General features: G+C 50.4%; 22 protein-coding genes. 20 read left to right on the top strand and 2 right to left on the bottom strand.

Annotation, left to right across the window (positions count from 1 at the left end; translation table 11 throughout):
• Nucleotides 1-325 precede the first annotated feature (325 nt).
• From AC5OW4_RS08335 to AC5OW4_RS08290, 10 genes are all read left to right on the top strand, one after another.
• Entirely contained in the window at nucleotides 326-1252 is a 927-nt protein-coding gene (locus tag AC5OW4_RS08335) for an alpha/beta hydrolase (protein WP_072684842.1), read from the top strand.
• 688 nt (nucleotides 1253-1940) lie between these two features.
• Entirely contained in the window at nucleotides 1941-2873 is a 933-nt protein-coding gene (locus tag AC5OW4_RS08330) for a 1-phosphofructokinase (RefSeq protein WP_072684843.1), read from the top strand.
• A 131-nt stretch (nucleotides 2874-3004) separates the two neighbouring features.
• A complete protein-coding gene (locus AC5OW4_RS08325) occupies nucleotides 3005-4546 on the top strand; it encodes an ATP-binding cassette domain-containing protein (RefSeq protein WP_195395919.1) in 1542 nt (513 codons plus the stop codon).
• 53 nt (nucleotides 4547-4599) lie between these two features.
• On the top strand, nucleotides 4600-5178 hold the full coding sequence (locus AC5OW4_RS08320; protein WP_195395918.1) for a TlpA family protein disulfide reductase: 579 nt from the start codon (nucleotides 4600-4602) through the stop codon (nucleotides 5176-5178).
• Between the two features lie 163 nt (nucleotides 5179-5341).
• Nucleotides 5342-6022 (top strand): DUF1361 domain-containing protein, encoded by a 681-nt coding sequence (locus AC5OW4_RS08315; protein WP_195395917.1) that lies wholly within the window; start codon nucleotides 5342-5344, stop codon nucleotides 6020-6022.
• A gap of 266 nt (nucleotides 6023-6288) precedes the next feature.
• Complete coding sequence (locus tag AC5OW4_RS08310) at nucleotides 6289-8169, top strand: oxidoreductase (protein ID WP_195395916.1); 1881 nt, start codon at nucleotides 6289-6291, stop codon at nucleotides 8167-8169.
• Nucleotides 8170-8477: 308 nt separating this feature from the next.
• On the top strand, nucleotides 8478-8807 hold the full coding sequence (locus AC5OW4_RS08305; protein WP_072684848.1) for a PadR family transcriptional regulator: 330 nt from the start codon (nucleotides 8478-8480) through the stop codon (nucleotides 8805-8807).
• A gap of 3 nt (nucleotides 8808-8810) precedes the next feature.
• Entirely contained in the window at nucleotides 8811-9548 is a 738-nt protein-coding gene (locus AC5OW4_RS08300) for a DUF2812 domain-containing protein (RefSeq protein WP_195395915.1), read from the top strand.
• Nucleotides 9549-9754: 206 nt separating this feature from the next.
• Nucleotides 9755-10453 carry an ABC transporter ATP-binding protein gene (locus tag AC5OW4_RS08295; RefSeq protein WP_072684850.1) on the top strand — a complete coding sequence of 233 codons (699 nt, stop codon included), beginning with the start codon at nucleotides 9755-9757 and terminating at the stop codon, nucleotides 10451-10453.
• A complete protein-coding gene (locus AC5OW4_RS08290; RefSeq protein ID WP_195395914.1) occupies nucleotides 10450-12006 on the top strand; it encodes a putative ABC exporter domain-containing protein in 1557 nt (518 codons plus the stop codon). Before AC5OW4_RS08295 ends, AC5OW4_RS08290 begins: the two co-directional genes overlap by 4 nt.
• A gap of 206 nt (nucleotides 12007-12212) precedes the next feature.
• Here the strand turns inward: AC5OW4_RS08290 and AC5OW4_RS08285 are convergent, their stop codons facing one another.
• Nucleotides 12213-13334, bottom strand: coding sequence for a putative periplasmic lipoprotein (locus tag AC5OW4_RS08285; RefSeq protein WP_195395913.1), 1122 nt, complete (start codon nucleotides 13332-13334; stop codon nucleotides 12213-12215).
• A gap of 209 nt (nucleotides 13335-13543) precedes the next feature.
• On the opposite strand from AC5OW4_RS08285, the gene AC5OW4_RS08280 reads away from it, so the two are divergent.
• The 7 genes from AC5OW4_RS08280 (at nucleotide 13544) to AC5OW4_RS08250 (ending at nucleotide 19260) form a co-directional block, all read left to right on the top strand.
• Nucleotides 13544-13804, top strand: a complete 261-nt coding sequence (locus AC5OW4_RS08280; protein ID WP_195395912.1) for a thioredoxin family protein — start codon at nucleotides 13544-13546, stop codon at nucleotides 13802-13804.
• 13 nt (nucleotides 13805-13817) lie between these two features.
• Complete coding sequence (locus AC5OW4_RS08275) at nucleotides 13818-14270, top strand: GNAT family N-acetyltransferase (protein ID WP_072684854.1); 453 nt, start codon at nucleotides 13818-13820, stop codon at nucleotides 14268-14270.
• 201 nt (nucleotides 14271-14471) lie between these two features.
• Nucleotides 14472-15275 (top strand): histidinol-phosphatase, encoded by an 804-nt coding sequence (locus tag AC5OW4_RS08270; RefSeq protein WP_195395911.1) that lies wholly within the window; start codon nucleotides 14472-14474, stop codon nucleotides 15273-15275.
• Nucleotides 15272-16810 (top strand): cardiolipin synthase, encoded by a 1539-nt coding sequence (cls, locus tag AC5OW4_RS08265; protein ID WP_072684856.1) that lies wholly within the window; start codon nucleotides 15272-15274, stop codon nucleotides 16808-16810. The genes AC5OW4_RS08270 and cls overlap by 4 nt, the downstream gene beginning before the upstream one ends.
• 82 nt (nucleotides 16811-16892) lie before the next feature.
• Nucleotides 16893-17339 carry an NUDIX hydrolase gene (locus tag AC5OW4_RS08260; RefSeq protein ID WP_493676865.1) on the top strand — a complete coding sequence of 149 codons (447 nt, stop codon included), beginning with the start codon at nucleotides 16893-16895 and terminating at the stop codon, nucleotides 17337-17339.
• 229 nt (nucleotides 17340-17568) lie between these two features.
• Nucleotides 17569-18429 carry a ChbG/HpnK family deacetylase gene (locus AC5OW4_RS08255; protein WP_493676864.1) on the top strand — a complete coding sequence of 287 codons (861 nt, stop codon included), beginning with the start codon at nucleotides 17569-17571 and terminating at the stop codon, nucleotides 18427-18429.
• A gap of 243 nt (nucleotides 18430-18672) precedes the next feature.
• Complete coding sequence (locus tag AC5OW4_RS08250) at nucleotides 18673-19260, top strand: manganese efflux pump MntP (protein WP_493676863.1); 588 nt, start codon at nucleotides 18673-18675, stop codon at nucleotides 19258-19260.
• A gap of 90 nt (nucleotides 19261-19350) precedes the next feature.
• Here AC5OW4_RS08250 and AC5OW4_RS08245 read toward each other — a convergent pair whose 3' ends face one another.
• The gene (locus AC5OW4_RS08245) at nucleotides 19351-19848 is read right to left on the bottom strand and encodes an AAA family ATPase (RefSeq protein ID WP_493676862.1); all 498 of its coding nucleotides are present in this window, start codon (nucleotides 19846-19848) and stop codon (nucleotides 19351-19353) included.
• A gap of 125 nt (nucleotides 19849-19973) precedes the next feature.
• On the opposite strand from AC5OW4_RS08245, the gene AC5OW4_RS08240 reads away from it, so the two are divergent.
• The 3 genes from AC5OW4_RS08240 to AC5OW4_RS08230 all read left to right on the top strand — a co-directional run.
• Nucleotides 19974-20708, top strand: coding sequence for a peptidoglycan recognition protein family protein (locus tag AC5OW4_RS08240; protein WP_072684860.1), 735 nt, complete (start codon nucleotides 19974-19976; stop codon nucleotides 20706-20708).
• Between the two features lie 63 nt (nucleotides 20709-20771).
• The gene (locus AC5OW4_RS08235) at nucleotides 20772-21626 is read left to right on the top strand and encodes a patatin-like phospholipase family protein (protein WP_493676861.1); all 855 of its coding nucleotides are present in this window, start codon (nucleotides 20772-20774) and stop codon (nucleotides 21624-21626) included.
• Nucleotides 21627-21938: 312 nt separating this feature from the next.
• Nucleotides 21939-22470 (top strand): hypothetical protein (locus AC5OW4_RS08230; RefSeq protein ID WP_493676860.1); only part of this gene is annotated, 532 nt, incomplete at its 3' end.

Below are 22470 nucleotides of genomic sequence, written 5' to 3'. Positions count from 1 at the left end.
GAACTCAGATTCTATCCGGGAAATTCGAATATGGAAAATTTGATGAAGTTCACATGTCAATGCCATACTTTTCCCATAATTTTTTCTTATAATAAAATTGTCCAAAGGATAAGACCAACAGAAAATCCCTTCAGGACAAGATGTTTTTCCCCTCTCAACCTTAATAATAATCAGGTGATCAAGGCTCCCCTCCTTGGTTGCCGGAGAAAGCCCGCCTTCCCCTGGCGGGTTTTCTTTTCCTGCAAGGAAGACGGCGGTATAATGAAGAAAAGGAGAGCGACGGATTCCTTCGTTAATGGCATCAGGATCCGCCGGATATAGAATTATGGAAGCAAAATTTTATACTTATGAAGAATTTCCTGCCTCTGAACTCACCACGCCGCACATGACAGAGATTGAAATTGATCTTCATCAACGAAGCGTCCACGCTTTGCCGCTTCAGGAATATGCCAGGGCAAAAGATCGGGGACTCCACATCCGGTTCTTACAGCCGTCATTTGTCGCTGAGGAAATGATAGAAGGGCAGCGCTTTCCCATTCTTCTGTTTATCCAGGGTTCAGGTTGGCGTTGGCAGAATGTGGAATCCAACATTTGCAGTCTGGGAAAGATTGCCGTCCACGGCTTTATCGTGGCGATGATCGAATATCGCGGCAGCGAATGCGAGCCTTTCCCCGCGCAGCTGATGGATGTCAAACGAGCGATTCAATATGTCCGCGCGCAGGCGCCAGGCCTTCACGGCGATCCCGATCAGCTGATTTTATGGGGCGGTTCCTCGGGCGGACATTTAGCGGCCCTGACGGCAGTCAGCGAGGCTGCCGGGGCGTTTCCCCTGGAAAACGGCGAAGCGTTTCTGCCCGCAATGAAAGGCGTGATCGACTTCTACGGTCCGGTCAATCTGCTCAGCATGGCGGATCAACTGTCAGCCAGGGAACATGCCGGCGCGGATTCCATTGCCGGAAAGCTGCTGGGCGGGATTGCGGTTAAAGACCATCCGCAGAAGGCCCGTCAGGCCTCCGTCACAACCTATATCGGCAAGGCTCCGCTGCCGCCGTTTCTGATTGTCCACGGCGATAAAGACCGCAATGTACCCATGGCGCAGAGTGTGGAATTGATGGAAGCCTTATTGAAGGAGGGACACGAGGCTGACTTTATCAAAGTGAAGAATGCCGATCACGGCGGCGCCGGAATCTGGAACGATGTGATACTGGATCGCTGCCTGGATAAAATCCAGCTGTGGCTGAATAGAGGATAAGCCTTAAGAAATTCTTCAGGAAGTTCACGGAACCTTCACCTGCTTTTGATTCTTATCCCATAATCTTGCCCTATAATACAAGCATACAAGGAAGGAGGCATCCAAGTTAAACTTCATCAGAAAAAAGCATAAAGATAAAATTCCCTTTACAAAATAAATATTTTCCCCTCTTATTCATAAAAATAATATGCGGAGGCGGGCTTCCCCTCCCGCCTTCCGAAGAATCCTGTTCCCTCCCCTGAACAGGATTTTTTCTATTATAACAACGGGCTTTAGAATAGGAACCAAATAACCAGACGGGCGTAAAGCTGAAAATGATCAAATTCATCATTTCTTCACACAAACTCCATTTTATCACCACATCGGTTTTCTATACTGAAATACAGAAAGGAGGATCGCAAAAGTTTATAAACGCTTTAAACATTTTTCCTCTTCTTAAATTTAAAAAATAATTGAGGACAGGCGCTAATCCCTGAGCGGCTGTTCTCACGCAGTCTGCCGAATCCCTGCGGCGGACCTTGCGGGACAAAGAGTTCTGTATTCCCTGACAGAGCTCTTTTCTTTCGAATTGCTTATCAGAATATCGGAAAACGGGAAGATTCGAGATTTATGGGAAAATTCAGTCAGAATTCTGCCGTTTCCTGATTCAGAATGTGCTAAAATAAATTCATGAGAAAGGGGCTTTTTTATGATTTATACATGTACGTTGAATCCGTCGCTGGACTACTATATGGAATTCGATAAAGTCGAGCTGGGGAAAACCAACCGCAGTTCGCTGGAATACTACGAGGCCGGAGGCAAGGGCATCAATGTTTCTATCGTTTTAAATAATCTGATGATTCCGTCCCGGGCGCTGGGCTTTGTCGGCGGCTTTACTAAGGATTTCTTCATCAGCCTGCTTCAGAAATATGAGTATATCGAACCGGTGTTCACCTTCATTGAAGGCCATACCCGGATTAACGTGAAAGTCAAAGGCGATCTGTTGGAAACGGAGCTGAACGCCAAAGGTCCGAGCATTACCGAAGAAGATATGCGGATGATGTTAAGACGGGTGGAACGGCTTAACCGCAGCGATATTTTTGTGCTGTCGGGCAACTGTCCGGATAATCTGGTTGATCTGACGGAAAAAATGATTCAGCTGTGCATTGAAAACGACGTGAAGTTTGTCCTTGACGTCAATCATGAGCTGCTTCTGCGGTTGTTGAAATACAAGCCATTTCTGGTCCGGCCGAATATCGAGGATCTGGAAACGATGTTCGACGAGGTGATTGCCGATCAGAAACAGCTGATCCATGCCGGACGGCAGTGCGCAAAGCTGGGCGCAGAGAACGTCATCTTGATGATGGGGAAGGACGGCTCGCTGCTGATCAATCAGGACGGCGTGTACCATGCCAATTCGATTGACGCTGAGGTTGTCAATTCCGTCGGCGCGGCCGACAGTATGATTGCCGGCTTCGTGATGAATTACCTGCGTTCCCGCGATATTATTACAACCTTTAAATATGCGAACTGCTGCGGCATCGCGACCGCCTTTTCCAAAGGCATGGCGACGCGTGAAAAAATTGAAAGCCTCTATGACGAAATTATCGTCACAAAGATTGACGAAAACGAAGAGGCTTGATATCATAGACCAAGATGATGCGAGGTGAGAGGATGTACAGAAAATAAGACGAAGAAAATTGAATTTCTGAAATCTTGTTTTTTGTCGTTCTCTTTTTTTACCGTTTACCGCTTCCTAAGGAGGTGGTGCGGATGTTAACTGTAAATCAACTTACAATTAAGACCCTCAAAGATAGAATTCTGATCGATCATTTAAGCTTTACTTGCGTCGCAGGCGATAAACTGGCGGTGATCGGTGAAGAGGGGAATGGCAAAAGCACGTTGTTTAAAGCAATTTACAATCCAGACTTGATTTCAGAATATACCGTGATGGAAGGGACGATTGACCGCCGCGGGGCGGTGATCGGCTATCTTCCTCAGGCGCTGGACGCACGGTGGCATGAAACGTCAGGCCTGGATTTTTGTATGAGCGAAACTCCTTCAGAAATTCCTGATTATGAAAAGATCGGCGAACTGTATGTGCGGTTGGAAGACGTCGGGGCCAGCGCTGATTTGCTGGAAAGAAAAATGGGACAGCTGAGCGGTGGGGAAAAGGTCAAGCTGCAGCTGGTCAAACTGATGTTAAACGAACCAGATCTGATTTTAATGGACGAGCCGACCAACGATCTCGATCTGGAAACGCTGGCAATTTTAGAACGCTTTATTTTGGACAGCCCGGCCGGCATTCTGTTTGTTTCCCATGATGAAACGCTATTGGAACATTGCGCCAACGGCATTCTGCATCTGGAACAGATCGTCCGCAAGACCCAGGCCCGGCATACGTTTGTGCATCTGGGCTATGCTGATTACGTGCGGCAGCGCGAAGCCCTGGCAAATCGGCAGAATCAGCTGTCCGTCAAGGAACATCAGGAATATGCGGCGCAGATGGAGCGTTACCGGCGGTTATACCAAAGCGTTGATCATGCGCTGAATTCCGTCTCCCGGCAACAGCCGCATGCCGCCAAGATGCTCAAGCGCAAGATGCGGTCGGTTAAGGCGTTAGGAGAACGGCTGGAAGACAAACCGCTGACGCATAAGTTTGAAGGTGAGGAACAGATTGAATTGTTTTTTGATCCGGAAGTCAGGATTGCCAATTCCCGCAAACAGATTCTGGATTTCCATCAGCCGCAGCTCTGGGCAGGGACGCATCTTTGCGCGAAGGATATCAACCTTCAGATTGTCGGGCCGCAGAAGGTCGCGATTATCGGGCCCAACGGCTGCGGGAAAACGACGCTGCTGCGGCTGATCTGGAAACAGCTGAAGGACCGGAGAGATCTGCGTGTCGGCTACATGCCGCAGAATTACGAGGAACAGCTGCCGATGGATAGAAATCCGGTTGACTTTTTAAGTGAAGGTCAGGATCAGGCATTCCGCACGCGGATTCAGAATCATTTAGGTTCGCTGAAATTCACACCGGAGGAGATGCGGCAGCCGATGGGGACTTTCTCCAGCGGCCAGAAAGCCAAGATCCTGTTGGTGAAGCTGGTTGTCGATCACAACGACGTGCTGCTTCTGGACGAGCCGACGCGGAATTGTTCGCCGTTATCCGCCGGCCAGATCCGCGCACAGCTGGCGTCGTTTCCCGGCTGCATCCTCGCCGTCAGTCATGACCGCCGCTTTTTAGCCGAGGTGACGGAGCGGATTCTGCGATTGACGCCGCAGGGGCTGGAAGAAGATTCAACGATTGAATTCTAGCCAAACGGGCGATTTTGATTTATACTAATACTGTTATGGCAAGGAGGCAGAATATGAAAAAACAGATCCTGAAAGGTTTAGTTCTGTTAGGCTGCTGCCTGTTGGCGCTTGGCGCCTGCAGTCAGAAGGATAATACGCCGGTGCATTATTTAGACGATTTGAAGATGGTGGACGTCGATATGAGCGGATATCAGGGCTTCAATGTAGCCGAGCATCAGTTCAAGCGGGTAACGCTCAAGGAAGCCAACCGTATTTATAAAGAAGGCGGAAGCGGTATCCTGTATTATGGGTATACAAGCTGCGCCTGGTGTACGCAGGCGGTCCCGGTAATGAACGAGGTTGCCAAAGAACTGGGCCTGACGATTTATTACGTCGATATGGGCACGGACGACGGCAACACGGAGGAAAGCTACAACGAATTTATTGATCTGGTGAAGGATTTTCTGAAAACGGACGATGATGGCGAGCCGGCATTGTATGTACCGCAGGTCTTTGTCGTGAAAAACGGAAAGATTGTGGGCGATCATCTGAGCACTGTCGATTCGTACAGCCCGAGCCAGGGCAACATGACCGACAGCCAGAAAAAAGAGCTGAAGGGCATCTATAAAAAAATGTTTGAAAAACTGAAATAGGATCTTCGCGATCCTTTTCTTTTTTATTCGTTTTTTCTTTACGCCTGAGGTTGAGCGAAAGTAAGCGCTTGTGAAAACAACATTCAGGAAGACGTAAGAAAAACTTAAAGAAAAGCGCATAAAAATTGGGTATAATACGGTCGATGTCAGGAGTGTGATCACAATGAAACGCAGACAAAAACGCAATATGATGCTTTTGGGATTGATCCTGGCCCTTCATCTGCTTTATATTCTGGCGGGCCTGGGCTTGCGGAAAGCCGGGATTCAGCTTCATTTACGATGGTTGTTCTGGAATCTGGGGCTGGCATTCATGCCGATAGCGCTGGCGGTGCCGGCTTATCTGCTGACCAGCTGGCGCAGACACTGGGGGCCGTTTTCTCTGACGCTGGCATTAGGCTGGCTGTTGTTTCTGCCCAACGCCTGTTACATGGTCACGGATCTGATCCATCTTCAAGGCTCGCAGCTGATTGGCGGCAACGGCGTTTATCTGCAAAGCTTATCCGGCTGGGTTCGCTTGATTTATATTGTCGGCGGAATTTTGATGGCGTTAGTCGACGGTCTGTTTTCCACCTCGTTGATCCATCAGAGCGTCAAATGGCGCAAAAATAAAGTGTTTAACTTCTGCTGGATGAGCGTGATCAGCCTGTTGTGCGGTTATGGCGTCTACATCGGCCGGTTTCTGCGGCTGAATACCTGGGATGTGCTGCAGCCGAAGGTCTTGTTAGCGACATTGCTGCAGAACATTGATAAATTTACCGTGCTGTTTTCCTTTATGTTGGCGGCGTTCTATTTTGCGGCCTATCTGATCTTTGATAAACTGATGCGCTCGGAACCGCATGCCTGATCAAAAGATCAGGTTTTTTTATACGCTTTTCAGAGGAGTGTCGAAAAGTGTTCGACACTGTGAACCGCTGGGAAACTACGCGAAAGCAGGGAACAGGAATTAACGGCCGGACCGCTTCAATATTTGATTTTCCGAGGAAAAATGCAGGAAAAACGCATGGAGACTTGGATGAACCGCAGGAATTCTGAATAAAAATGAATTTGTTTTTAGAAACAGGCGTGAATGGCATGCTTCATGCTTATATCAATAAAAAGGAGTGAGTGTTCATGAAGTTTGCGAGTTTGTTTCAGCCGTTAAAAATCAATTCCCTGATGATTGCCAACCGGATCATTTCCGCGCCGATGAACGAGGCGCTCAATGACAAACGCGTCCGCTGCGGAGCAGGAATTCTGATTGCGGGCTGCGGCGGGGTAAATCTGCCCAACGCCTGGTTTGATTCGGAGTATCTGTTTTCCAAAGCCCAGATTCAGAAAACGCGCCAATGGCTGAACTTTATGCGGCAGGGGGGATCAGCGGTGTCGCTGGAGGTCATGCATATGGGCGGCGTTGGACGCGGAGCGCATCCAGAAGATGTGCTGTGGGGATCGACAGATGGAATTAACGCCTATGGCAACCGGGTGAAGGCCATGACGCCGGCAGAGATGGATCAGACGGCGGCCGCATTCGCGCAAACCTGCCGCGACGCTAAAGAATTGGGCTTCGATATGGTCATGCTTCATTTTGCGCATGGCTGGCTGCCGGCACAGTTTCTTTCACCAGCGCTGAATCATCGGACGGACAGCTATGGCGGATGTCTTGAAAATCGGATGACGTTTCCGCTGGCGATAATTAAGGCAGTGCGCGAAGCAGTCGGCCCGGATTATCCGGTGGATCTTCGGATCAGCGCGAAGGAATGGATCGAGGGGGGAATCGGACTGGATGAGGTGCTGACCTTTCTGAAGCAGGCCGAGCCGTATCTGGATATGGTCAATGTGTCAGCCGGACAGGATATGGACAAACAAGGCAACATCCACATGGCGACGTCTGCGCTGGAGCCGCATGGCGTCAACCGCCAGCTGGCCCGCGCAATTAAGCAGACACTTGCGATCCCGGTTGCGGTAGTCGGGGCGATCATGACGCCGCAGGAAGCTGCCGCGGTGATTGAGGAACAGGACGCCGATCTTGTGGTTCTGGGACGGTCCTTGCTGGCGGACGAAGACTGGATTCACAAAGCGGAAGTGGGGCGGGAAGCGGATATCGTGCCCTGCCTGCGCTGCGGCAGCTGCATGCATTGGACGACCGACCGGCGCGATCATGGCTGTTCCGTGAATCCCGCCTATATGAACGGCAGCTGGATGTCCATGGAACGGCCGCCGGTTAAAATCCGCAGGCATGTCGTCGTGATCGGCGGCGGTCCGGCCGGGATGAAGGCGGCGCTGACGGCGGCGCAGCGGGGACATCAGGTCACGCTGCTGGAACAGAAGTCCTGTCTGGGCGGCGCGCTGACTGTTCTGGATCAGGCAAAATATAAAATGGATCTGCGTCGCTACCGGGATTATCTGATAGAACAAATCGGAAAGTCAGAGGTGAACGTCAGGCTGAATACGAAGGCGACCCCGGAAAGCGTCCAAGCCCTGAACCCCGATCATCTAATTCTGGCACTGGGCGGGGAGCCGGTAATTCCGCCGATTCCCGGGATTGAGCGGGGGCTGACGCCTGCACAGGCGTATACAAGTCCGCTTCCTGAAGGAAAATCCGTAGTGATTTTAGGCGGCGGGGCGATCGGCTGCGAGCTGGCGCTGAAGTTTGCAGAGGCTGGATGTCCGGTTGCCCTGATCGAACAGGGAAGTCAGCTTCACCGCGGGGAAAATCAGCTTGTCGGTTTAGCGCTGGACGAGCATATAAGCCGTTGTGACAATCTGACGATCCATCGGGAAACCCGCTGCTTGCAGGTAAATCCGGATCATGTTATTGTGGAAAAAGCCGGCGTGCGCCTGACGATTCCAGCCGGGGTGCTGATCGTCTGCACGGGCATTCAACCGTTAAGCGAGGAAGCTGACCGCTTTTATGGAATTACGTGTCATACCTGGAAAATCGGCGACGTGAAACGTCCGGGAAACATCAAGGCTGCGACATTGGAGGGCTGGATTGCGGGCAGTCAGGACTAAGCCGGATATCCCGGCTTCCTTTCCGACCCGGCCTTTTTGGCAGAATCCTGGCGTTGCTTCAGATAGAAAAATGGTCTGAATTTTATTCTGGCAGAAAAACCTGCGCGGGCAGGTTTTTTTGTGCTTTTGAGGCAATAAGTCAAGGCAGACAGGAAATGCAAATGAAGTCAGGTTTGAAATTTTAGTTTCCTGAAGAGCAGCGTCTGAGGAAATAATCATTCCGCGATGATATTGACAGGGGATGATATTATATCTATAATAGATATATCTTGAATGGATATATCGTGAATAGACTGTGAGGAATAGGAATGCCGAAACAAGATACCTTTGAAACAGAACAGCTGACCGACGCGGCGTTTTACATTTTATTGGCGCTGATCGAGCCGCTGCATGGCTATGCGATTATGAAGTATATTGAACAGATGACAGGGGTTCCGGGAATGATCGGGCCCGGCACGTTGTATACGTTGCTTAAAAAGATGTGCGTCAACGAGCTGATCGCGCAGACAGCCGCAAAGGAAGGAAAGAAGTCCTATGTGCTGACCGATAAAGGAAAGACCTTATTGCGTCATGAATTGACCCGGCGGGAAACGATTGTTGCGGCGGCCCGGAAAAGAATGCAGGAGAAAGGAATGTAACTGATGAAGAAGAAAATCATATTGGCTCAGGGGCTTGTATTTGAGGAAGAGCAGGAAAAGCTGCGGCTGCAGAAGCTGGCGCAGGAAGGCTGGCTGTTTGAGAAGGCAGCCTGGGGTGGTTTATGCTGGGTGCTGGTTCAGGGTGAACCGCAGTTCAGACAGTATGAATTTGATTACCTGCCTTCCGATCCGGCTGAACGGCAGGAATATCTGGCATGGATGGAAGCTTCCGGCTGGCATCCGGCGTTTCGCCAGGATTCGATTGTCTTGTTCTGGACGGACGAAAAGCGGGCGCCGATTCATACGGATGCGGCGACAAAATTGGAATCCTATGCGCCGATCGCCCGACAGATGAACAGGATCAGTCTGATTCTGGGCGGCTTGCTGATCGGGCTTTTGTTCTCCGGGCTTCGAGGGAATGGGATCGCGCTGATCTTTGTGATCGGACTGATTGGTTTTATGATGACGATGTTGTGCGCTTCAGGCTATCGGGTTCGGATACAGCTGCTGAAACGCCAGGCGTCGCTGCAGGAGAAGCTTGACGACAGGCTGCGGAAACAGATTATTACCCAAACGGCTTTCGCACATTTGCTTCTGCTTTTATCGGCGCTGTATCTGGTGATGATCGCCTGTGCGCGCAAGCCGATGCCAGCTGGACTGTGGATTCTGATGATGCTGCAGGTTTGTGCCGGACTGGGGCTGAAACTGATCTGCTGGAAACAAAAAAAGAATCTCGGCTGATGTGGAAAAGCGTCTTTGATTTTAAAAGTAAAGCGATAATTCAATCATGGACTGGAAAAGAAAGCGAAACCCCTTGACCCGTCCCTGGCGTCCGGGCGTAAGTTAGAGGTAAGGAGGATGGCAATAGAAAATGTCAGGGATTTGTAATAAATAAAATAAGAAAAATATGATAAAATAAGAAACATAAAATTGGGAGGGCGATTTCAATGATTGAAGTCTATCACGTAACAAAAAAGTACGGTTCGTTTAAAGCGGTCGACGATCTGTCGCTGACGGCGCACAACGGCCGGATCACGATTCTTCTGGGCCCCAATGGGGCAGGCAAATCCACGACGATTAAAAGTATCGCGGGTCTGCTTAAATTTGACGGTAAAATTCTGATCGACGGTTTTCCGAATTCGTCGATTGATGCAAAACGGCGCTTCGGCTACATTCCGGAAACGCCGGTGCTGTACGAGCAGCTGACGATTCGGGAACATATCCAGTTTATCAGCCGGGCTTATCAGGCCGAAGCGGGAGAAGCTCGGGCACAGGCGCTGCTGGAACGGCTGGAGCTGGCGGACAAGGCGAAAAAAACGGCTCGCGAATTATCCAAAGGGATGTCGCAGAAGCTGTCGATGGTGTTGGCGTTATTGGCGGATCCGGATTCGATCCTGATCGACGAACCGATGATCGGACTCGATCCGGCGGCGATCGAAACGGTGCTGCAGCTGCTGAAAGAGCTGCGCGGCGCAGGCAAAAGCATTCTGATTTCCACGCATATCATCGACATGTTCGAGTCGCTGTGGGATGACGCGTATATTCTGCATCATGGAAAAATTGTGCGGGAAGTCCGGCGCGAGGATCTGGGCGATCAGTCGCTGAAGGAAATCTTCTTTGCCTGCACGCAGGGAGAACAGGGATGAACGCGCTCAGCTATCTGTTTTTTGTCAAGCTCAAAGCGCAGCTCCGCCGGCTGTTTTCCAAGCCTGTTTCAGCGATCGTAACGCTGTTCGTCCTGGCTTTCTTCGGTTTTTCCATTTATTCGGCAGTGTCAAACCGGGAAATGATGTCGGCGATGATGAACGTCCAGTCGGTACAGGGGTGGATGATGTTGTTTTGCGGTTATGTGCTGTTTTTAATGACGGTTATGATCTTGCAGAAACGCTCTGCGATCGTGACGCGCGATGATGCTCAGTTTATTTTCGCAGGCCCGTTTACGCGAAAACAGACGCTGGCTTACTTATTGATTGAAACGGTCGAAGGCAGTCTGATCTATGCGCTGATCGCCGTGGCGTATATCTTAATGATGATGAGCTCCACTGTGATTCTGACCGTTCCGTTAGTGCTTTCGTTAATCCTGAGCAGTCTGTTGATGTTTTACTTTGCGTTTGCCTTATTTACCTGGTTTTATTTTCTGGAATTGGTGAAGCCGCAGGCGAAGTGGATAAAATATGGATTTCTGGCGGTGCTGCTGGGGTTTATCGGTCTGATCGCCATTCGCAACGTCGGTGTTGACGGCGGGATTCAGAGTACGATCACCCGGTTTGTAGCCGATCCGTTGTTTAACTGGGTACCGGTGTTCGGCTGGTGCAAAATGGCGTTAATCGGTCTGGTGAGCCAGGATATGACGGCCTGTCTGATCGGGTTTGCGGCGACGCTGCTTGTCTGCGCCGGGATTACCGCGCTGATTCTGAACGTTAAGGGTGATTTCTACGAACAGGCGATCATGGATGCGGAATGGATCAGCGAGCTGCGGCAGAATGCCCGCGCACGGCGCGCCCAGAGCCAAACCCATGAAAAGGTTGTTTCAGTGAAGCAGGCGCGCTTTGGCAGCGGAGCGGCGGCGCTGGTTTCCAAGAATCTTCTGATCCTGCGCAAGACGCGGCGGTTGCTATCGCTGCAGGAAGTGCTGCTGATCGTGATTTATCTGGGGATTGTCTGGATGAATGGACAAGGTTTTAGCTTTTATCAGTTCTTCGTTCTGATCGTCCTGTTCACCAGTGCGACGACCGACCGGATCGCCCAGGATTTGCGGGTGTTCTATTTATATCTGATCCCGGACCGGCCGATGAAAAAGCTGGCGGCCCTGATGGTACCCTCGATGCTGCACATTGTGGCGGTGGTGTTCGCTTCGTTGGTTCTCTGTCCGTTTGTGCTGGGCAGCAGCTGGGCGGAACTCGTGCCGGCGGCGTTGATGATGACCGGTTTTGGGTGGCTGTTTCTCAGTGCCTCGCTGGTTTGTCTGCGCTTGATGAAAAGCCGCTCGACGCCGCTTATGGAACAGATGATCAAGATGGTTTTCTGTCTGATTCTGGCGATTCCTTACGGCATCACGGTCGTTACGCTGGTGATGATTCCGGGAGTGCCGGCGTTTATGATTCAGCTGGCGGGGCTGATTGTCAACGGTGTGATCGGATTGGCCTGTCTGGCGCTGGCGACGCCGTTGTTGTCCGGCAACAACCTGATGGCGGATTAAGCAAGCTTGGCGGCAGGGGGAGGAAATCCAGCCTGATAACTGACTGAAGAATCAAAAAAACAACGTCTGCGGAAAAGGATTCACGGGAATTCTTCCAGACGTTGTTTTATTTTGAACAGAATTGCCAAAAAGAATAAACGGATCGTCCGGCCTGAACCGCAGCCAGCCACTGTTAAAGCCGCAGAACAAAGTTCCTGGTTTCGTGTTTATCCGTTTTTCGGCCTGGCGCTTGCCGGGGGTTGGGATGAGGGTGAAGCTTGCGGAGTATTGGCGGGCTGAGGCGAAGTCTGGGGAGAAGCGGACGGCGTGACTTTCGGATTCGCCGGCGGTCCGTCCAGTGGATTGACAAAGCTGTCGATTTTCCAGACGCCCTGCTGCTTTACGAGAATAAACTCACTCGTTTCCTCAACTATCTGATCCTGAACCTGCCAGCTTGTCTTTGCGGCGAAGATCAGCTGTTCGTCATCCGCATCCTGCAGCGTGAATTCCGTTTTACGATATTGCCACGAAGCGGCAGCGGTATTGGCAACCCAGCGGGTCTGGCCGCCTTCGGTAACGATCCGCTTCCCAAAAGCGGAAGCTTCCATGGCCTGTCGGCCCGCGGCGGTGAAGAAGAAATCCATGATCTGCGCATAATTTACAATAGCAGTCTGCTGCTCGGCGTCGGCCGTGTCGAGGATGAAATAATTGGAGGATCCCTGGCACAGCTCTAAAATCAATTCCAGGCAAGCCTGTGCTTTTTCCACCGGATCGTCGCTGACTTTCACCTCAAGCGTGATTTCAACGGCATTGCCGGAGGAATCCTGAAACCGGGCCGGCAGGGAATACGTTCCCGGCACAGCATAATCAACGTCGCTGATCAGCCAGCGGAAGTTTTTGGCGAGCGTGGATTCACGGTTGAAATTATCACGCAGCTGAATCCCGGCGGTCTTCGCCGTCAGTTCGGGCGTTTCTCCCGCTAAAAAGACCGGCGGCTGTACAGGCAGCACACAGGTTGGCGCGGTGTGATCGACGGTGGTGACCTTCAGGGTTTTCACGTCGTAATAACCGTTTTTATCCACGGCTTTGACCTTGATATAGGAAGTTCCGAGCAGGGCATTGTTGGCGTTGTTCAGAAAGACGACGTTTTCCTGAGGCAGTTCGTTGCCCTGACTGTCGACAGCCTTGAAATAAGCGCGCAGCACATCTTCTGAAAAATCAGGCTGATTGACCTCGATGACGGCGTCTTCTAAAATCGTAATCTGCGGCGGGCCGGGATTTTCAACCCGCTTGGCGCAGCCGCTCAGAAGCAGGACACATAAAGTCAGCACCCCTGTTTTCTTCAGCATGTTTGAAAGCCTCCTTTCGCGTTTTGAATTTCTCCATTGATATTAATTTTATTCTATCATATTCTGAACGATGAACTTTCATTGCCGCCAATTCGTAAAAGAATTGAAAGAAATCGCGGAATGGATCGAAACTTGTCGGGACTTCTTCCAGGCAAAGGCATTGTCACTTTTTCCTGATTCTGGTAAACTGATGATAAGAAGGTGAAACCATGCAGGAAATCACAATGTTTATTTTAAAGAATTGCCCGTATTGCCGTCAGGCGCAAAAGGATCTCGACGCTTTGCTTGAAGATCCGCGTTATCGGAATATCCGGATTACAAAGATTGACGAAGGCGAGAATCCGAAGCTGGCGGAGCAATACGATTATTATTATGTCCCGACCTTTTATCTGGGCGCGCAGAAGAAACTGGAAGGCGCATTGACGCGGGCGCAGATTCAGGCGCTGCTGGACGAAGCGGCGACAGGATAGGCGGATGAAGGTTATGGACTGGTTGTTTCGCAGAGAGGTGCTGACGGATCAGGAAATTGATCTGGTCAAGGTTATGGAAATCAAACAAGAGGCGGGACGCGGCGATGTGCCGTCAATCGTTTTTGAGATCCGCGAACATGGGAAGCACACTGCTGTGGGACGCTGCGATCTGCGGATGGGGATGAATGAGGAACTGTATTATGCCGGTCAGATCGGGTATACCGTGTATCCGATGTACCGCGGGCATCATTACGCGCTCAAAGCCTGCCGGCTGTTGTTTCAGCTGGCGAAGCAGAAATACGGCATGGATTCGCTGATCATCACCTGCAATCCGGACAATCTGCCCTCAAGGCGGACGCTGGAAGAGCTGGGCGGGGAATTAAAAGCGATTGTCGATGTGCCGAAGGCGCATTATCTGTATCAGTATGGCGACGTTCAGAAATGTATTTTTGAATATCACCTGTAACCGGCGCTGCCGGTTCTTTTCATATCATCCTGCTTGTTCGCTTTGTGAAGCTGAAGCAGAATGGACGCCAGGCCGCCGCGCTTTAGCCCAGGCAGGTTTTCCAAGCTTTTTCAACGCTTGTTTTCAAGCGGATCTTAAGAAAGTCTTTCGTGCAAAGTAGCGCGGATTTCGCTATAATAGGACGTATTGAGGGGTGAAAGCATGCCGGATTTTAATCTCCATACTCATACCGCCCGCTGCCATCACGCCGTCGGCACGGATGAAGCGTATGTTCAGGCGGCGATCAAAGCCGGATTGAAGGTTTTAGGCTTCAGCGATCATTGTCCCTTTGCGTGTTTAAGGGATCAGCGCGACCGCATGAACATTGAAGAAAAAGCCGGCTATCTAAACTCAATCGCAAACCTGAAAGAGAAATACCGGAATCAGATTACAATTCTTACCGGTTTTGAGTTTGAATATTTCCCATCGCTGCGTCCGGAGCTGCAAACGCTTCGGGAGGAAACGGACTATATGATCATTGGCAACCACTACCTGACCCCCGGCGGCATGGATTTCTGCGAGGCGGCAGCGGATGAAAGCGTATTGCTTTATGCGCGGCGGATCGCGATGGCGTTAGAGGAAGGTCTGGCGGATTATGTCGCGCATCCGGAATACTTTATGCTGAGCCGCGATCACTGGTCATTGGCATGCGACGAAGCGGCGCAAATTCTCTGCGCGGCGGCAGTGAAGGCCGGGGTACCGTTGGAAATCAATCTCAAGGGCATGAAGCATGGCAAACTGGCCTATCGCGAAGGCTGGCGCTATCCCTATCCATGGGCGCGGTTCTGGGAGATTGCCGGAAACTTTGGCTGCACGGCGGTCTACGGGCTGGACGCTCATGCTCCGGAACAGTTTGCGCAGATGCCGCAGCGGATTGCCGAGGTGAAAACGTTTATTGATTTAACAGGCGTGCGCGTTTGGGAACAGTGGGATGCGCTGCGTTTGGGAAAGAAGGAAAAGCGATGAAAAAAATATTGAATATCATGGCGAACCGGCTTTTCATCGTGGCCGTTTTAATTCTGCTTCAGCTGGGCTTAATCATCGGCGTGATGGTGAGTTTGTCCGGGTTCAAGCTGGTCAGCGACCTGCTTCGGTTCATCAACTTCTTTTTAATTATTTACATCGTGAATAAACAGGAAAATCCGTCGTATAAACTGGCCTGGATCATTCTGGTGCTCGTCTTCCCGCTGTTCGGCGGGTTGTTTTATCTGATGTTCGGGGGACGGAAAATGCCGAAGGCACTGCGCCGGGAAGCGATGGCGGAAGCGGCCAGGACGCATCCGGTGCTGCCGCGCAATGAAAAAATCCTGACTGAAATTGAAGATCAGAATGAACAGGTCGTCAAGCAGTTCCGGTACGTACTCAACAACGCTTACTATCCGGTCTATAAGAATACGGAAGCGACCTATTGTCCGACCGGTGAGGTGAAGTTCTGGCATATGCTTCAGGAATTGAAGAAAGCCGAGCGGTATATCTTTCTGGAATATTTCATCATCGACAACGGAATCATGTGGGATTCCATTTTGGAAATCTTGATCGAAAAGGTGAAGCAGGGCGTTGATGTGCGGGTGATGTACGATGACGCCGGCTGCGTTTATACGCTGCCGGCCAATTACCGTAAAATCTTGGAAAAGCTGGGAATCCGCTGCGCCGTGTTCAATCCGTTAAAAGCCCGGCTGGTAATCCAGATGAATAACCGCGATCACCGCAAGATCTGTGTGATCGACGGAAAAATCGGCTTTGTCGGCGGGATCAATCTGGCCGACGAATACATCAATGCGTATGAGAAATACGGCCATTGGAAAGACACGGCGGTGATGCTGAAGGGCGAGGCTGTGTGGAGTCTGACCGTCATGTTCTTGCAGTTCTGGAACTTTGTTTATAAAGACATGGCCCCGAGTAACTACGACGATTACTGGCCGGTCTACAAGCCGGAGGAACAACCGCAGAGCGACGGCTACATCCAGCCGTTTTCCGACAGTCCGACGGACGAGGAAGAAGTCGGGGCGACGATTCATTTCAACATCATCAATCAGGCCCGGCATTACGTCTACATTCATACGCCGTATTTAATCATTGGCTATGAGATGCAGCGGGCTCTGGAAACCGCAGCCAAGGCCGGCGTCGATGTGCGCATCACGGTGCCGCACGTACCGGATAAAAAGCTGGTGTTTATGGTCACGCGCGCCAACTATGAGCCGTTGTTAAAAGCGGGCGTGAAGATTTACGAGTACACGCCGGGCTTTATTCATTCAAAATCCTTTGTCAGCGACGATGAGATCGGGCTGTGCGGCACGACCAACATGGATTACCGCAGCTACTATCTGCATTTTGAGTGCGGGGTGCTGACCTATAAGAGTTCGATCATCAAAGATATGAAGCAGGACTATATCGACACCCTGAAGGATTGCCGCGAAGTCACGCTGAAGGATTGCCGGGATACGCCGGCGGTAGTGCGGCTGGTCCGGGCCATCCTGAATCTGTTCGCACCGATGATGTAGGTGAATCGGCATCGGATGCTGACGGATGGCATGCCGGAAAGAATACTGAAATCCAGAAATGAGCAGAAAGAAGGCGCAGAGAATGAACAGCGTGCAGGTCAGCTTTCATCCCCATACCGAAGCGATTCCCCTGAAGTATGTCGTCATCGTTTTGTTTGACGGTGATCAGGTGCTGTGGGCGCGGCATGCCCGGCGGGCTACCTGGGAAATTCCAGGCGGCCATATTGAACCGGATGAAACTCCGCGTCAGGCGGCTGAACGCGAGCTGTGGGAGGAAACCGGCATCACCAAAGCGGCGCTTCAGCCATGCTGCATTTACACCGTCAGCCAGGATGAGCGGTCCACCAGCGGGATGCTTTATTATGCGACCTCAGGCGAACCGGGACCGCTTCCCGCATTTGAAATGGCGGAAGTCCGCTGGTTCAGCGGGCTGCCCGATGAGTTGACCTATCCTCAGATCCAGCCGCGGTTATGGCGGCAGGTAAAACGGATCAGGGCTGAGGATTTGGCAAAGTCCTTCACCCGTTAGCCCCGCGACGAAGATCACAATATCCATTTCCCGCAAAAACAGGCAGCCCGGTTATCCGGGCTGTTTCTTATATGAACAGGGAAAACGGCGTATTTCCCAGACGATATGGATCGCACAGCTGTGCAGAATCGTTAAATGTCATCTTTTCTACTGATATAAGAACTTTTTTTGCGATCGAAGACAATTAAAGATTTTGTATAATGAACGCAGAAAGATGAGGATTGTGTCAATGAGAAAAAGATTGGTTTTCAGAGTCGACGACGTCGGCTATACGCCAGCCTATGACATGGGTGCGTTTAAGGCATTTGAATGCGGGATTGCGTCCTCCGCGGACGTGATGTTCGATTCGCCGGATACCGTCGCCGCGTTAACCTGGCTGAAAGATAAGCCGTGGCTGTCAATCGGCTGGCATCGGCATCTGTGGGAAAGTCCGATCCTGCCGCCGGAGGAAGTCCCTTCATTAGTCAATGAAGCAGGTCGTTTTAAATGGGGACACCGGCATCCGGAGTTAATGCGGGAAGCAACTTATGAAGACGCGTATAAAGAATTTGATGCGCAGATGCAGCTGTGTTTCAGCATCCTGGGCAAATATCCCGACGTCGCCAATGTGAAGAACAGCGATCTGCCGCTTGAGAAGGCGTTTAAAGCGATTGTGGAAAAATATGGCATCGCTTATAACATTTTCTCCTCTGCGCCGGATCATCGCCACCCGACAGAATGTGATCCGAAGTATAAGTCATTGCGTTATTATTCTTCCGGTCTGGCAACCAATTCAAGCTATAAACTGGAGGATTTCAAAAATTATCAGCCGCTGGAGAAAATGATGGCGCTGCGGTGGACGGAAGCAGAGGAAGTTTTCATGTATGGCTGGCATCCGGGTTATTGCGATGATCACATCATGGAAGAATCAACCTGCAATCTCCATCGGTGCAAAGAGCTGCAGGCGTGCACCAGCGGGGAATTCAGAAACTGGATTATCGAAAACCAGATTGAACTGATCAATCAACGCGATGTTCTTTATGGAACAAATGAATTTCAGGATCATCTGAAAGCGATCCACAGCCCGCTGTGGATCGGTAATTTTAAATGAATTCCGACAACTGCGTTCCTTTGTCAAAAACGGTCGGGAAATCAGACGAAAAGGCTTGCATCTTCATCCAGACTTTGGTATATTGAACATACTTCTTGAGGGAGTAGTTTGCGTGGGGAAACCTGCGTGTCAAATCAACACAATGGCGGTGCGCCGCCTGGTTTGGCTTAATGAACAAGACTCAAGCATAGGCTTTAACGAGCTTATGCCTGGGTCTTTTTTTAGGAAGAAAGAGGGAAATGTATGGATGCAAATGTTATGGATGTGGTCACGTTAGTTATGTTAGCGGTCGGTCTGGCGATGGACGCGTTCGCCGTTTCGATCACCGACGGCTTATGTTATGAAAACTTTCACCGCAAAGAAGCGCTGATCACCTCCGGCGCCTTCGGTCTGTTCCAGGGGATCATGCCGCTGATCGGCTATTTCTGCGGCCGGATGTTCAGCGACGCGATCAGCTCGATCGACCATTGGATCGCGCTGATTCTGCTGGGCGTGATCGGGCTGAATATGATTAAAGAAGCGTGGCAGGAAAGCCGGGAATCGGAATGTGAAAACTGCGGGAATAAAACGCTGACGCTGCCGACGATCTTGATGCAGGCAGTTGCCACCAGTATCGACGCTCTGGCAGTGGGAATCAGCTTCGCGGTCATTCACGTCAATATTTTTACTGCCTGTCTGTTGATCTGCGGTATCACTTTCGGACTGAGCCTGATCGGTGCGGCAATGGGGAAACGTTTCGGTTCGATGGTCAAAGAAAAAGCCCGGGTGCTGGGCGGTGTGATTTTGATTCTGATCGGGCTGCGGATCTTTGTGGAACACATGTTTTTCTGAAATCTGCGGAAATATCCTCATGAAAGTCATTGCAAAAATAAAAACTTCTTACGCGGGTAAGAGGTTTTTTTTAGATGAAATTGAAGGGAGTCAACGCAGCCGAAATAGAATTTCCCGGGCAATGGACCGGGGTTCGCGTCCGGTTGTTTCTATTTTTTCTGAGTCAATGTCGTCATAATGAGGAAGCCGGGCCAAGCTGCGCTCAAGACAGTCCGGTGTTCGCAGGCCCCGGTCGATGTCAGACTGCAGCTGGCGGCGCAGCTGAGCAGGGGAAGGCGATAAGGTAAAATGATTGAAAGTAAACTCGCCGTGAAGCCGTTTTAAAATCGAACGCACGGTTTCGGGGTCGTCCATCACCCAGCTGAACAAAATATAATCGAAGTCCGGCTGGGCGAGGAACTGATTCAATAAATAGGTAATATTGTCCAGAACCATCGCTTTGGTTTGGTCGCTGACTTGAAACGGATGCATCATCCAGCACCAATCCCCATCCAGCCAGACGCTGCGGGTAAGCTGTTCGTTGCATAAGCAGCTGACCGTGGTTTTTCCGCTGCCCATCGTACCGCTGATAAAAATAACTTTTTTCATATTCACTTCTTGCCTTTGTTTTTGATTATAGCATGCTTTAGAAAGAATTAAGAATTTCCTTCGTTGTTCAGTGAGGGAACATGTTAAAATAAAATTAAGTTTATTTCGCAGATTGGGGATGTTTTATGAATACTCAACAAGGAAAAACCGCCGCGCGTCAACGGGCGGTTTCCTCGCGTTCTTCGTCAGGGAAACAGAAACGGGCACATAAACGTTACCGCCTGAAAGCGTCGGTCCGCCGCAAGCTGGCGATTTTGGGCGTGCTGGCAGGGCTGATCGTCGTCGCGCTGCTTTTGTTGTGGCTGTGGCCGGTGCGGGAAAATCGGATCTATCATACCGAAGGCGTGCAGCTGCAGACAGTCAATGGGATTGAAGTCGTGCATGATTACATTCCCGAGGGACATCAGAACCGGCCTGGGATCCAACGTGAGATCCACTGGATCGTCATTCACGAGACAGACAACGAAGCAGCCAGCGCGGACGCCTGGCATCATAACGAATATTTAAAGACGAATGAAACGGATATCAATTCCTGGCATTATACGGTTGACGATCATTCCATCTATCATTCCCTGCCGGATGAGGAAGTCGGCTGGCATGCGGGCGATAAAATGACGGAAAACGGCGGCAATATGACGGGCATCGGTATCGAGCTGTGCGTCAACGAAGGCAATGATTTTGAAAAGACAATGGAAAACGCGGCCGCACTGTGCGCCGAACTGATGAAGGTGTATGATCTGCGAATTGAAGATATCAGGCAGCATCATGATTTCTCCGGCAAGGACTGTCCGCATCGGATTTTATCAGCCAAAAGGACGGAAGAATTCGTAAAAATGGTTCAAGAAGCGACGAAACCATGATTTTGTAGTGGTAAATTCAGTTTTTTTTGTTACAATAAATGACTGGATGATTGAGGTGAATTTATGGGAAAAACCGGACTGGTTTTAGAAGGCGGCGGCATGCGCGGCGCCTATACGGCTGGGGTTTTGACATGGCTGATCGACCAGGGCATCGAATTTGACTACGGCGTGGGCATTTCGGCCGGCGCGATGAACCTGTGCAGCTTTGCGATGCGGAATAAGCAGTATCTGTATGATGTCGGCGTCATCTACATGCCGGACAAACGGAATGTAGGACTGAATCCATTATTCAAGGAACGGCATTACGTTGGCTATGACTTCATGTTTGACCGGCTGCTGAAGGACACGATCCATTATAAACTGGACGCGCTGCGAAAGTCGCCGATGGAGATTGAGATCGGCCTGTTCAATTTAAATACTTCCAAAGTGGAGTGGGTCAGGAAACAGGAACTGGACGACGATCTGCGGCTGTTAAAAGGGGCTTGCACCTTACCGCTGGCCGGCTCGCCGGTGCCCTATCGCGATGGATTGTATATAGACGGCGGCGTCACGACGATGGTGCCGATCAAGCGTTCGCTGGGGTATGGCTGCGATAAGCATCTGGTGATCGTGACCAAGGATGAGGGCTATGTGCGTAAGCCGAGCAGTAAGATGCTGCTGAACAGCTCGAAGCTGGCGTATCATAATCAGGCGTTGATCGACGCGCTGAAAATCCGCAGCGATGTATATTATGAAGAAATGAATCTGGTTGATGATTTACAGAAGGAAGGCAGAGCGTTGTTGTTAAGACCTTCCAAGAATCTTGGCGTGAAGCGGTTCTCCGGCGATGCGGAAGCTTTGAAGCAGTTATTTGAACTGGGCAAGGTCGATTGTGAAACGCGGAAAGCGGAGCTGCTGGATTTCCTGGGCAAAGTATGAGTTCAATGCAAAAAGAAACAAAAACGATTTCTGATCAGTTTGATCAGGAATTTTTTTGTTTTTCGCTCTGCGACTCTCACGACCTATTCCATTAGCTTCTGAAACAAGCAAGCATTCAAGCGTGAAGATCAGAATTAATAAGCGTAGATAACAGAGTAGATAACAGAAATAAGATAGTGATATTATGATAAAATGTTTAATTTTACTTTTTTACTATTTTAATTACTGAAAATTTGAGTACAATAAGAAGATAGTCACTAAAAAAGGATACTTAAAAGAAATATGATGAAATATAAAGCCATGATTAATCACGTGATTCAACTAAAAAAAAAGAAACCGATCCTGATGTGGGCCGGTACAATTCTGATCATCGCGCTCGTTTCGTTCTTGATCGCTTCGTTCTTCTGTTTTCCCTTTAACAACGGTCAGGTTCATCTGGGCGCCGATACCGGCTTCCACATCAACCGGATTATCAGCCTGATGGAGGCCCAGCAGAATAACGTCGAATACCCCTATCTGTTCTGGAATCAGAATTACAATTTCGGATATCCGACGCCGATCTTTTACTGCAACCTCTTTCTGTACTGGCCGGCCGCGCTGTTGACGGACGGCATGCTTCCGGTGCTGGTGTATAAGAAGTATGTGTTCGGGTTAGTCTGGATCGCGACGATGATGATCGGTCTGTGCAGCTATAAGGTAAGCAAGCGCAGCGGTTACGCGGCGATTCTGGCGATGCTGCTGTTCATGCTGAACACTCACAGCATTACCGATATTCTGCGGCGGGGCGGACTGGGCGAGCTGCTGGCGCTGGTCTTCATTCCGATCTGTCTGGCGGGAATCAGAT

The organism is Holdemania sp., from assembly GCF_986127675.1.
This window is presented reverse-complemented; position numbering and strand designations above follow the sequence as displayed.

Coding starts and splice junctions, on each gene's coding strand:
- AC5OW4_RS08260 (WP_493676865.1), top strand. CDS start 16,893: ATGAACAGCGTGCAGGTCAGCTTTCATCCCCATACCGAAGCGATTCCC.
- AC5OW4_RS08300 (WP_195395915.1), top strand. CDS start 8,811: ATGAAGAAGAAAATCATATTGGCTCAGGGGCTTGTATTTGAGGAAGAG.
- AC5OW4_RS08290 (WP_195395914.1), top strand. CDS start 10,450: ATGAACGCGCTCAGCTATCTGTTTTTTGTCAAGCTCAAAGCGCAGCTC.
- AC5OW4_RS08245 (WP_493676862.1), bottom strand. CDS start 19,848: ATGAAAAAAGTTATTTTTATCAGCGGTACGATGGGCAGCGGAAAAACC.
- AC5OW4_RS08295 (WP_072684850.1), top strand. CDS start 9,755: ATGATTGAAGTCTATCACGTAACAAAAAAGTACGGTTCGTTTAAAGCG.
- AC5OW4_RS08330 (WP_072684843.1), top strand. CDS start 1,941: ATGATTTATACATGTACGTTGAATCCGTCGCTGGACTACTATATGGAA.
- AC5OW4_RS08310 (WP_195395916.1), top strand. CDS start 6,289: ATGAAGTTTGCGAGTTTGTTTCAGCCGTTAAAAATCAATTCCCTGATG.
- AC5OW4_RS08305 (WP_072684848.1), top strand. CDS start 8,478: ATGCCGAAACAAGATACCTTTGAAACAGAACAGCTGACCGACGCGGCG.
- AC5OW4_RS08315 (WP_195395917.1), top strand. CDS start 5,342: ATGAAACGCAGACAAAAACGCAATATGATGCTTTTGGGATTGATCCTG.
- AC5OW4_RS08325 (WP_195395919.1), top strand. CDS start 3,005: ATGTTAACTGTAAATCAACTTACAATTAAGACCCTCAAAGATAGAATT.
- AC5OW4_RS08320 (WP_195395918.1), top strand. CDS start 4,600: ATGAAAAAACAGATCCTGAAAGGTTTAGTTCTGTTAGGCTGCTGCCTG.
- AC5OW4_RS08240 (WP_072684860.1), top strand. CDS start 19,974: ATGAATACTCAACAAGGAAAAACCGCCGCGCGTCAACGGGCGGTTTCC.
- AC5OW4_RS08285 (WP_195395913.1), bottom strand. CDS start 13,334: ATGCTGAAGAAAACAGGGGTGCTGACTTTATGTGTCCTGCTTCTGAGC.
- AC5OW4_RS08280 (WP_195395912.1), top strand. CDS start 13,544: ATGCAGGAAATCACAATGTTTATTTTAAAGAATTGCCCGTATTGCCGT.
- AC5OW4_RS08335 (WP_072684842.1), top strand. CDS start 326: ATGGAAGCAAAATTTTATACTTATGAAGAATTTCCTGCCTCTGAACTC.
- AC5OW4_RS08275 (WP_072684854.1), top strand. CDS start 13,818: ATGGACTGGTTGTTTCGCAGAGAGGTGCTGACGGATCAGGAAATTGAT.
- AC5OW4_RS08250 (WP_493676863.1), top strand. CDS start 18,673: ATGGATGCAAATGTTATGGATGTGGTCACGTTAGTTATGTTAGCGGTC.
- AC5OW4_RS08255 (WP_493676864.1), top strand. CDS start 17,569: ATGAGAAAAAGATTGGTTTTCAGAGTCGACGACGTCGGCTATACGCCA.
- AC5OW4_RS08235 (WP_493676861.1), top strand. CDS start 20,772: ATGGGAAAAACCGGACTGGTTTTAGAAGGCGGCGGCATGCGCGGCGCC.
- cls (WP_072684856.1), top strand. CDS start 15,272: ATGAAAAAAATATTGAATATCATGGCGAACCGGCTTTTCATCGTGGCC.
- AC5OW4_RS08270 (WP_195395911.1), top strand. CDS start 14,472: ATGCCGGATTTTAATCTCCATACTCATACCGCCCGCTGCCATCACGCC.